The following is a 12169-nucleotide window of genomic DNA, read 5'->3' as shown; positions in this document are numbered from 1 at the left end:
CCCAGTTTTATTTGTGGACACACTGACAATATCTGATGCATTAATTCTGTAAACCACATCAGTATCAATAGCATCATAAATATAGAAAACATCCATTATTCATCAGCATTACCTACCATTATAAAATGAAATAATTTAAATATTAATTATATATTTCCTTATACATTATAATAATGAAAAATAAAAAAACACCATAAATTCAAACAGATAAAAAATCACACCTATACAAATGAAATAAAAAGAGATAGAGATGGATATATTTAAACCAAAATTAAATTTCACTTAACTCTTAATATTGAGACGACACATAACCAAAATGAATCATAATAAATAACTAAGGTAAATTTATAAATTTAAGATGTAATTTTTAACAAAAAATAATTATCAATCAGAACAACATAAAATACTTTCTATGCTTTAATGCTTCATTAATAAACCAGGATGTTTAAACCTAACCCAACACTATACACTTCCCATCAACTATTGTCATTTGGGTATTACTATGATTAAAAGGACAATAATCTTCATCTTATTATGTTCTACATTTCAGGTAAGCGCATCCCCTGACGTGCTTAGTCCTGCTTTCCCTACAGATGAAGCAAGAAGAACTTTACAGGACAGTTCACGGGAAATAGACCAATTAATTGAAGAGCGTCGCCATCAAGGATTGATTAATCGCTCAAATAGCGTTTCACCACAAACGGTTTCACCCGTGGTGAAGGAAGCGCAGCCATGTTTGGCCATCAATGGGGTTTATCTGCAAGGCATTACCTTACTCTCTCCAGGAGATCTAAATACACTCAGTGCCCTGCCCGATAACTGTATCACCAGCAATGATATCAACAAGCTGTCAGCGGAAATCACCAACCTTTATATTGCTAAAGGTTACATTACGGCACGCGTTCAGTTTCTTCCCCTAAATCCCCATGGTGAACTGGGGATCAATGTCGTTGAAGGTTTTGTCGAGGCGATAGAAGGAGGTGACCGCTGGGTTAATAGCCAAACACTATTCCCTCGTTTGACAAACAAACCACTCAACCTAAATCAGCTTGATCAAGGGCTAGATCAGGCAAATCGCCTGCAATCAAACAAAACGACACTCGATATTCTACCGGGTACTGTTAATGGTGGTTCTATCGTCAAGCTACATAATCAGCATTCTTCCCCATGGAGAATAACCACTACAACCGATAATTATGGACATAAAAGCACAGGAAAATGGATCACGCGACTCAATGCCAGTGTCGATAGCCCATTGGGATTATCTGACTTTGTTAGCCTCAGCGGCGCCAGTACCGTCGATAAACCCAATACCCAATATAATCGCGCCTATACTCTACTCTATTCGCTCGCCTATGGAGCTGTAACCTTGAGTGGATTTAACAGTTATTCCCAATACACTAGCCATCCCCGTTTACAGAGGAACTCGATCATACTGAACGGGAATTCACAACAAAAAGGCGTTCGTGCCGATTGGGTTTTTCATCGTAACCAGTCACAAATTAGCACATTAAACACCCAGTTTGTTTATAAGAATTACACTAACCATATCCAAAAAGCCGGGATTACTGTCAGTAGCCAGACATTGAGTGTCCTCGAACTGGGTATTAACCATTTACAAATTATCCCTTCAGGGTTGATCTCCCTCAATATGAGTATTGAGCGGGGAATGCCGTGGTTTGGTGCCCAAACCACTAAAACCAGTCTGAATAAGCAATTTACCAAAGGGAAATTATCGGCAAATTTACAACAGCGTTTCACACTCTTGGCTGTGCCTTACCAATTTAGCAGTCAATTTTATGCCCAATACAGTAAAGATGGGCTACCGGGTGTTGAGTGGCTCAATGTAACTGACCGTAATGCAGTGCGAGGCTTCAGTAAAAATGTGTCGTCGGCTGATAATGGCTGGTATTTAAGAAATACGCTTTCTCACTCAATCCCTATTGCCAATGGCTCACTTGCGTTACGCACCGGCGTGGATATCGGCCAGGTTAAAAGTTATCGCAGCCAGGACAGCTGGAAAAGCAGTGCCGGATTCAGTGCAGGTTTGACACTACGCTATCAGCAACTATTTGCAGATGTTGAGATCAGCCGAGGCAAATTACTTTCTCGCCCAAATAGGGATACGGATGAACCTATTCAACTGTTAACTCGCTTCTCTTACACTTTTTAATTTTTTGAACCATTTGATTTTTTAACCGCAGTCAGTTGTGGGGATTATTAGAACAATAATCCCCAGAGCGCTGCACATGGCAATAAAGATGCAAATAAGGAAATTATATGAAAAGTAAAAAATTTAAACTGTCTCCAACGGGAAAACTTGCCGCCTCTATGGCAATTATTCTGGCAACCTGTTCAGTCAGTTTTGCCAATGATATTACACCTGGTGGCGATGCCGCACACAGCCCAGATGTTATGCAAGCGGATACCGGCGCAACAGTGGTCAATATCGTTGCACCTTCCGAATCAGGGTTATCACATAACCAATACCAAGACTTTAACGTCAATCAAATGGGTGCGGTGTTCAATAACTCCCTGGAGAATGGAACATCACAATTGGCAGGTGAATTATCTGCCAACAGCAACCTCAATGGACAAGTTGCCAGTGTGATCTTAAATGAGGTTATTAGCCGTAATCCTTCGCTTTTGCTCGGCGAACAAGAAGTATTTGGTATCGCTGCCGATTATGTGCTAGCAAACCCTAACGGTATCACTTGTAACGGCTGTGGTTTTATCAATACCAATCAGGCGTCATTGGTTGTCGGTAATCCGCTGGTAGAAAATGGGATCCTGCAAGGCTTCAATACGTTTGATAATTTGAACGCCTTGAATATCAGAAACAATGGCTTATCCCATAATGATGTACTGAATCTGATCGCCCCTAAAATTGACATCAACGGCCAGGTGATCACCGCAAAAAACCTCAATCTCACGACGGGGAATAACAAAATTTCGGCTGATGGCCAAATCCTGGATACCCAGCAAGCCAATATCAATGCACTCGACAGCTATTATTTGGGCAGTATGCGGGCAGGACGCATTCGCCTGCTGAATACGGCGGAAGGAAGCGGAGTTAATTTAAAAGGCCAAGTCACCGCCAATGATGGCATTGAAGTTGAATCCTACGGTGATGTGAAATTGGACGCTGCAGATCTAAAAGGCGGGGATATTACCTTGCGCGGCAATAATGTGTTGTCCCAAGGACGCCTGAGTCAATCTTCATCAGACAAAATGGGCAGCGATAATCACGATAGCACTTTTAGTGGCATTTATACCGAACAAAAGCAAATCAGTGAATCTGTCGCCCGTACCCAATTGGCAGGCAAGAACATCACGCTGGTGGCCAAACAAGACAACCAAGTGATGGCAACTGATATCGAAGGGGATAATGTCCAACTAGCTGGCACCAATCTGAAACTCAATGGGCAACAGCTTCACCAATTTGCCCGTAACACGAATAATCAACGGAAATTATCTTGGAAGTATGATGTCACCAATGAGAGTGAAAAATACGAGTACGAAGGCAATACCATCAATGCTCGTGAAAATGTCCATTTAGCCAGTGAAGGCAATACCGAAATTCTTGGCAGTAAGATCAAAGCGGGCAATCAGTTGTCTGTATCAGCCCGGAAAGATGTGAAGCTAGCAAGTTTGGTGGAATCAGAAATAACTTCACAGAAGGGATACAAAAAGAACCATAGTGCATCATTGCAAACGGGTAATTGGAATGAGGTCAATACCACCCAAAGAAGTACCAGCAATGAATTAAGCGCAGGCGGGATCTTAGGTATCAAAGCGAAAGGAAATATTGATATCATCGGAACCCGGATTAACTCAGGCAAGAACCTGATTATTATTGCGGATCAGCAAACTAACATTACTGTCCAATCCCTCATTGATGATCAAATCCTTACCAAGGATAAAACCTATTGGGGCGGGATTGCCGGTGGCAGCAAAAAAGATAACCGCGATAAATCAGAAACCCATCATATTTCCGAAGTGACGTCTGGCGAGCACTTACTGCTGACTGGAGCAAATGGTGTCACCATTACAGGCAGTAAAGTTAAAGCGCAAAACGGTGCTTATGTTGAAGCCAATGACGGACAGTTAACTATCGATAATGCAGTCAGCCATACTTTTAAAGAGGTGGATGAAAGAAAAGGCACCATTTTCAACATCACCAAAAATACTAACCAAGAACACAACCAGCAGCAAAAATCTTCCGGTAGTCAATTGGTTTCTGATGCAGAACTGAAATTACTCAGTAATAAAAACATTAATGTTATTGGCAGTCTGGCAAAAAGTGCCGGAGAGCTGCAAATGAATACATCAGGCAATATCAATATCCTAAATTATGGTGAGAAAAATCAGGATCAACAGGAAAAAACCAACCTTGACTGGCAATACTACGCCAAGGATGTGAAAGATAACCAATACCGTGCAGGTGTCGGTTTTGAACACACCACCGATAAACAGAAAGATGAAGGCATAACGCAACGCCCATCAGAACTGAATGGTGGCAACCTCACCGTAAATGCCGGCCAAAATGTTACCGTGACCGGCTCTAAGTTGGTCACCACACAAGGCGATGCGAAAATTACCGGAAATAACATTGCGTTGCTGGCCGGCGAAAATAGCACATCAACCTCAACCTCACAGGAAAAATTGAGCAGCAGTGTGTTTGTCACTGGCGGTATGGACAAACTCGGTAGTGGTGTTGAAGGAACTTACAACAGCAATGGAAAATCCGACAGCCGAATAACGGCAGAAGTCACCAAAACTCAGGTGACTGGCAACCTTGAGCTGAATGCAATGGGTGAGTTGAAGCAGCAGGGTACGGATCATCAAGTGCAAGGTTCCTATCAGGCTAATGCCGGCAGCATTAAAAATGTGGCAACAGCCAATACTGAATCCACCTCAACCAGTCAATTACAGGTAGGTGGCGAGATCAGTGGGACTGCCGATTACAGCGCAACGACCCGTCCTGTAGAAAAAACCGTCAAGGCTGCCGCAGATAAGAAACTGGATACTTCCATCACAAATACGGGTTTGCCTAATGCCGGTATTGAACTGGCGCTAAATGGTAACAGCCGTTACACCAATAACCATCAATCCAATGCTGTGGTGACTAACATCAAAGCAGGAGATGTCAAAGTCACAACGAACGGTGACATTTATGACCAAGGGACACAATACCAAGCCAACAAAGATGGTGTCTCACTGACCGCAGGCAGCCATACCAGTGAAGCGGCAGCTAACAGCCAAAACGCCCATACCGCTGACACGACTGGCAATGCCAGCTTACGTGTCTATACCACAACCGGTGCAGATCTCTCCGTTAATGGCAAAGGCAGTGGCAGCTATCAGAAAACATCCAACAGCACCAGCAGCGCAGTGACCAGCAGCATCAACGCTCAAAACGGCGTTAACGTTCAGACGGCCAGAGATGCGCGCTACCAAGGCACTTCAATCAATGCAGGTGAAGGTACGGCCAACGTTAATGCAGGTGGAAATATTCAATTCAATCAGGCCACCAACCACAATAAGAAACAAGGCAGTGGTTACAATGGGGAAATTTCCCTGACCGTGGGAACCAATCCTGATGGCAAAAATTTCAGTGGTAGCCTTGGTGGCGGTTATAACACCGACAATCAGAACAATACTACCGCTCAAACCAGCAATATCGCTGGTGGACAAGGCGTAAATCTGAATGCAGGTAATAACCTGACATTACAAGGTGCCAACGTTTCCAGCAAACAGGTAGATTTAACCGCACAGCGTGGGAAAATCGAACTGACTTCAGCCCAGGAGACTGCCAATGCCAATGGTTGGAATGTCGGTGCTAAAGCTAAAGGTGGCATGTTTTCTACTGCCCGCAAAGAAGGAGGTGATGGTGCGACAGGTGATGCTTCAACAACCGATCCGGCCAACAGGATCATCGATAGCAAATATAATATTGGTGGTGAAGTGAAATTTGGCGTCAATAACTTGGCACAAACCACGCACCATAACGCACAGGTTTCCGGTGGCAATGTCAGCCTGACCAGTGCGGGAGATACCTCACTTAAAGGTGCAAATGTGGATGCTAATCAGATCACGGGCAAAGTTGGTGGCAACTTTAATGTCGAAAGCCGCAAGGACAGCACCCATAGCCTGAATGTGGGTCTGGATGCTGGCTTGAGTTATAGCAAAACCGTCAAAGGAGATGCCGCTTCTAAACAGGCTGTTCCTAACGCAGCGGAAAACATTCCAGAAAACACGACAACTGCCACAACGGAAACTGCGGCGGCCGACGACGCTAAAACCGGAGATAAAGCCCCAAGTTTGACAGACCAGTTGAAAGCGGCGTTCAAGGGCTACAATGGCAAACTCAAAGGCAATTACGATACTCTCGATCGAGAAGCGGTAGATAAGCAAACAACCTTGACGGGTACCCAAGAGGTTAATCTGGATGTTTCTGGAACAACTTATTTAGTGGGCAGCAAAATTGATAGCGCACAAGGTGCTGTCTCGCTGAATACCCAGCAAATTAACCAACAATCTGTCACTGGATACGATAAAGGCAAAAACCTAGGTATTAATGTACCAGGTTCCCTCACCAGTCTGGCAACCTCCGCACAAAAAGATATTTTCTCCGGTAAAGTGCCTTTTGTGAAAAATGAGAGCCACGATACTGAACTGCCAACTGTTTACAGTGAAGTTAAGGGTCATCAATGAGATTAATCGATTGATCTTCTGTACGGTAGCCAATATACGGCTACCGTATTCCTTCACCAGTTGCCTTTTCTATTTTGCCTGTTACTCTTTTTTCGCATACATATTTTTTCGCTAGAGGATGTAATGCCAGATAACCATGAAAAAAGGGAACAACTCAATACAGGGAAGGATCTTACACCATTAGAGAAGGGGCTATATGGCAGTAGAAAAGCGCTTTCCGTCACCATCCGTATTGGCAATACTATCCGCCGTATTCCTTTTATCGCCCACTTTATTAGGGCGGCACAACGTTTTAACGACCGCATGGGTAGCCAATTTGGGGCTGCCATTACCTATTTTTCGTTTCTATCCTTAATCCCAATTCTGATGCTCTCTTTTGCCATCGCCGGTTTTGTGTTGGCCTCCAATCCTGACCTGCTGGCACGTTTGATTAATGGCATCGCTAATAGCATCAGTGATCCCGCTCTCGCCAACACCCTGAAAAACAGCGTAGACACGGCAATCAACCAAAGAACAACCGTGGGACTAACAGGCTTGGCAATCGCCCTTTATTCAGGGATGAACTGGGTTGGTAATTTACGCGAGGCAATACTCGCCCAATCCAGGGATGTCTGGGAACGCAATCATGAAGATAAGGAGAAAATTTACTTTCAATATATTCGCGACTTTTTCTCTTTATTTGGCCTGCTATTTGCGTTGGTCATTACCCTTTCACTGACTTCCATAGCAGGCTCTGCCCAAGCCACTATCGTCCACGCCCTCGGACTGGAAGGGATAGAATGGCTCCGGCCGGCATGGACATCAATTGGTATGACGATTTCCATTTCATCCAATTATTTGTTATTCCTTTGGATATTATGGATCTTGCCGCGTCATCGCCCTGAAAGAAAAGCGCTGTTTAAAGGCACACTCATGGCCGCCATTGGATTTGAAGTGATTAAATCTATTATGACCATGATGTTGCCCCGCCTTGCCAGCTCCCCTTCAGGTGCTGCTTTTGGTTCGGTGATTGGTTTAATGGCATTTTTCTATTTTTTCGCCCGTTTGACGCTGTTCTGCGCTGCCTGGATCGCCACTGCGGAAGAAAAGAAGCCAGATAAACATCCATATCTCAATCAATAAGACTGTTTTTTTGCTGTACCCACTATCTATAACAAACCCAAAAAGGAGTCATTTTATGCCATTTGTGAACATCAAAATTACCCGCGAAGGCGCCACCGCTGAGCAGAAAAAACAACTGATTGAAGGTGCAACCCAATTGCTGGTGGATGTACTTGGGAAAAACCCGGCAACAACCTTTGTCATCATTGATGAAGTCGAAACAGATAACTGGGGTATCGGCGGTAAAAACGTGACTGAGTTACGGGCTGCCGCGAAGAAGTGAATTAAGGGTTTAAAAAATCTTAATCATTTAAATCAGGGCAGATTAACTGCCCTTTTAAATATGCACAAATACATACAAACACTTAAATATAAAATATGGATTTTATGCATTAAACTTCAAGTTGCAATTTATAACACTATATGAAACCTGATTTCTCCCCGCTTCGCGGGAAAAAATTACACGCATCTTGAAGTTATGTTGGTATAGATATAACAATCAATCACCCACTAAAAAATCAAATTAATTTCTATCAGAATCATTTTAAAATATCGTTTACAATTCATTTAATATTTATTAAATAGGCTTATTTAATTTAAATAAGCTTTCAAAATAGTAGATCACTTGAAGGGAACTCAGTCCAATTTTTGCGATCTGATTAATCGCCAAATCAAAAAAATCCCAAAATGGACTGAGTGATGCGAATCATAGCACCAATACCCCGAAATGAACGACGTCAGATGAAAAAATTTATTCATAAAACCCGGGATAAAGATTACGCCCGCCGACTCATGGCACTCTTGATGTTACATGAAGGTCAGACCGTTTCTTACATCGCCAGAACCCTTCATTGTTCACGTTCTTCCGTCCATCGTTGGATAAATTGGTTAACGTTATATGGGCTGGAAGGATTAAAAAGCTTACCGAGAGGAAGGCCTACTCGATGGAATTTAGCCCCGATTTTTAGCTTGTTGTCGTTCTTATTATCACACTCCCCGCAGGATTTTGACTGTTTGCGTTCACGCTGGAGTATTGAACTTATCACTCAGATAATCAATGAATTATTAGGGGTATCACTGTCGAAAAGTACGCTTTATCGTTACTTTTGTCAGGTGGGTATTGTCTGGCGAAGAGCGGCGCCTACTGTCAAAAAGCCTGATCCGGAGTATGACGAAAAAATGGCAAAAATCACCGAAGCCTTAGCCAACGCATCAGAGCAACATCTTGTTTTTTATGAAGATGAAGTCGATATCGATCTGAATCCTAAAATCGGGGCAGACTGGTGTCTAAAAGGACAACAAAAACGCGTGATGACACCGGGGAAAAACCAAAAGCACTACCTTGCAGGCTGCCTTGATGTCCGAACAGGTCAAGTGACTTATGTCGGTGGTATAAAGAAAAACGCTGATTTATTTATCAATATGTTAGAGAAAATTAATCGTCAGTATCGTCAAGCCAAAAGTATCACGTTGATTTTGGATAATTATGGTATTCACAAAAGCCATAAGGTCAGGGAATGGCTAAAACAAAATCCTCAATTTAACCTGTTATTTTTACCGGTCTATTCGCCATGGCTAAATAAGATTGAACGCTTGTGGCAATCCTTGCATGAAACCGTCACCCGAAATCATTGCTGTCAGTATATGTGGCAACTCTTAGCGTGCGTTGAAGAATTTATGATTGCATTTTCATTCGGGCAACAACCGGGAATGAAAAAAATGAGTGTATCGTTATTATGAAAGTTTATTTAAAACAATAAGTGAGAATATAAAATAAACCTAAAGCCAATCATGCAACTTATTATTTTTATTAAAAAACACACTAAGAACACATAGAAATATTTCATATCCAAATAAAACTAAATAGGTATTAATATGCGTAAAGCACAAGCCTTGACTGATAGCAATATTCTATTCGAAAGCTATGCTGAATCTTTAATTATAAAAAACCCTGAAGCTCAACGACTTGTTGATATTGCAACGGAATTTTAACAAGATATACAAAAATTTAATAAGTATGGTCTTCGCAGAAGCTATCATGGTTTTTATTATATTTCTCATTATTATCCTTTGAGAGCGATGGATGAAATATCTCCACAAGAAGCTAAATCTACAATTGAGTCGTTAGCAGGTTCAACATTTGAAGCCTATTTACATTATCCTTTCTGCGAACAAATTTGCACATTCTGCCATTTCCACAAGCAACGTATAAGTGAAACTAACTCACATCTAGCAAAGGAAAAGGAAGTGATAGATATGCTAATTGCAGAACTAAAATTGAATCATGACATTATGGGGGAACCCATTAAAGCCAGATCGCTTCAACTCGGTGGCGGTACACCATCGCTAATGAGCAATGGTAGTCTACATCGCCTCCTCGATAGTTGTGAAAAACACATGATTTTGATGGATGGAGCTGAAATAAAAACAGAAATTTATCCTAAGTCTTATAATGAGTCACAGCTGCGAGAAAAATTACGCCTCTTGAAATCTTTTGGATTTACTGACTTAGTTATTGATTTGGAAAGCGGAAACCAAACATCTTTAGATGCCATAAATCGTCGAAACTCGTCTCTTGATGATTATTTGCGGCTAATTGATATATGTATGTCTGAGGGATTTGATTCGTTCATTAGTGCACTTATGGCAGGGTTGCCATATGAAACTTATGATAGTCTCTACAATACAGTCAATGAGCTTTCTAAGATTAAAGAATTGAACGTAATTAATGTCTTTCCTTGTATTATGAGAGACACTGATATAATTACTCGTAAGCTAGAAAAAAATCCAACTGGTTACAATGATGCACGCACACGGGATCGCATGTGGATTATGGCACGTACAATGCTACATGAGCGAGGCTTTGTGGATGGACCAATTTCATACCTTCACCGACCAGAAATCCGCCCAGAACAACAATCTGATAAATTTGAATGTGTTAATCTTATTGGGATTGAACCATCATCGTTTGGTTATTTAAATGGTAAGAATAACGAATGGGCTGGTCAATACTTCAACTTCTGCAATACCAAAGATCACGCTCAACGAATTAAAAATGGATATCCCGCAATTTGGCGTTTAGGTCGCTATGACAACACGGAAAGAGCCCGGCGGAAAGTTATATTTGGATTAGCAAACGTAAAAACTGAGAACCTCGTTGATATCTCCGAACATTATGGTGTAGACCTAGATAAAATATATGGAAAGACATTCAATGCATTGCTGAAACTTGGTCTCATAGAGGCCATTCCTGACGAAAAAGGTATCCGATATACTCAGCAAGGTTTAGCGAGACTGGAAGAAATAACATACTTCCTCTATAGTGATTTCGCGAAAAATAGATGCGATCAGCTTCCGAATTATAGCGATCCGCACTACGAATCTTTAATAAACCAACACTATGCAGTCACTATGACATCGAAAGATCGCAAATTGTTTGAGGATTTCGAGGAAGGTATGGATAATCATTTCATGTGGCGTCTCGGTATTTAATAGTCATGTGAATGAAATAGCGGCGATAAAAAAAATAAATAATCGACTCTATGTTTTATTATATTAATCAACGGCAATATAGTATTGGAGTGCTTATTCAGATGGAAGTATTTCATATAAGCTCTATTTTTGTTGCTCTCGCTATTTATGCTTTGGCTGTACCGATTCCAGGTCCAAGCATGGTTATTATTTCTCGGATGTGTGTCACTGGAGGCTCTCAAGCAGGGATTGCAACTGCTTTTGGCACTACATTAGGGGTTGCAATTTATGCAGTCGCAACCTTGCTTGGCCTCAGTACTGTTTTGGCCGCATTACCCTGGATGCTAACCTTAATCCAAATGGCAGGGGGAGGATATCTCGTTTACCTCGGCTTTATATTGATTCATACACATATAAAAAATCAGCATAAGGCAGTAGTGACAGTAGAAATGGATATGAAAACAAAGAATAGGCAATTCCAGACATTTGGATTTCATCAATCAATAAGTAAAGCATTTCTCAAAGGATTCTACGTTAGCATCGGTAATCCTAAGATGGCAGCTTTCTTTTTCGGGCTGTTTGCACCTGCAGCTGGAAATCCGGATAACTTAGGTGCCCAATTGATTATTCTTGTAGGTGTTATCATTATTGATCTTGCATATCATCAAGCATTAGCAAGACTAACTAGCTTAGCTTCTAGTTCGTTTTCCAGGATCTCTATTAAAAAATGGCTTGATGTAGTTGTAGGAGGACTTATGGTTATATTCGGAATAGGGTTGCTTTTGAATATAGCTAACCGATAAAATCATCAACCCGAATTTTATTGAAACTGCCGCAAATAAGTTCTCCCTAAACAGAAGATGTTCAGTGACAGTTTCTT

The 12169-nt window shown here is 41.6% G+C and carries 7 protein-coding genes; all 7 read left to right on the top strand.

What is annotated here, in order from left to right; genetic code table 11:
* The first annotated feature begins 502 nt into the window (after positions 1-502).
* The 7 genes from WDV74_RS01000 to WDV74_RS00970 all read left to right on the top strand — a co-directional run bounded on the left by WDV74_RS01000 (position 503) and on the right by WDV74_RS00970 (position 12092).
* Positions 503-2173, top strand: coding sequence for a ShlB/FhaC/HecB family hemolysin secretion/activation protein (locus tag WDV74_RS01000; protein WP_338884099.1), 1671 nt, complete (start codon positions 503-505; stop codon positions 2171-2173).
* A 107-nt stretch (positions 2174-2280) separates the two neighbouring features.
* The gene (locus tag WDV74_RS00995) at positions 2281-6717 is read left to right on the top strand and encodes a hemagglutinin repeat-containing protein (RefSeq protein WP_338884098.1); all 4437 of its coding nucleotides are present in this window, start codon (positions 2281-2283) and stop codon (positions 6715-6717) included.
* A 123-nt stretch (positions 6718-6840) separates the two neighbouring features.
* Positions 6841-7839, top strand: a complete 999-nt coding sequence (gene yhjD, locus WDV74_RS00990; RefSeq protein ID WP_338884096.1) for an inner membrane protein YhjD — start codon at positions 6841-6843, stop codon at positions 7837-7839.
* A 55-nt stretch (positions 7840-7894) separates the two neighbouring features.
* A complete protein-coding gene (locus WDV74_RS00985; RefSeq protein ID WP_086109733.1) occupies positions 7895-8101 on the top strand; it encodes a 4-oxalocrotonate tautomerase family protein in 207 nt (68 codons plus the stop codon).
* 416 nt (positions 8102-8517) lie between these two features.
* The gene (locus tag WDV74_RS00980; protein WP_338883023.1) at positions 8518-9558 is read left to right on the top strand and encodes an IS630 family transposase; all 1041 of its coding nucleotides are present in this window, start codon (positions 8518-8520) and stop codon (positions 9556-9558) included.
* A 339-nt stretch (positions 9559-9897) separates the two neighbouring features.
* Positions 9898-11310, top strand: coding sequence for a radical SAM protein (locus WDV74_RS00975; protein ID WP_338884094.1), 1413 nt, complete (start codon positions 9898-9900; stop codon positions 11308-11310).
* 101 nt (positions 11311-11411) lie between these two features.
* The gene (locus tag WDV74_RS00970) at positions 11412-12092 is read left to right on the top strand and encodes a LysE family translocator (protein WP_338884092.1); all 681 of its coding nucleotides are present in this window, start codon (positions 11412-11414) and stop codon (positions 12090-12092) included.
* Positions 12093-12169: the final 77 nt, after the last annotated feature.

It is taken from the genome of Xenorhabdus sp. TH1 (assembly GCF_037260955.1).
Lineage (GTDB): Bacteria > Pseudomonadota > Gammaproteobacteria > Enterobacterales > Enterobacteriaceae > Xenorhabdus > Xenorhabdus griffiniae.
Note: the sequence above shows the minus strand (reverse complement) of the source record. Positions and strands in the feature narration are given on the sequence as shown.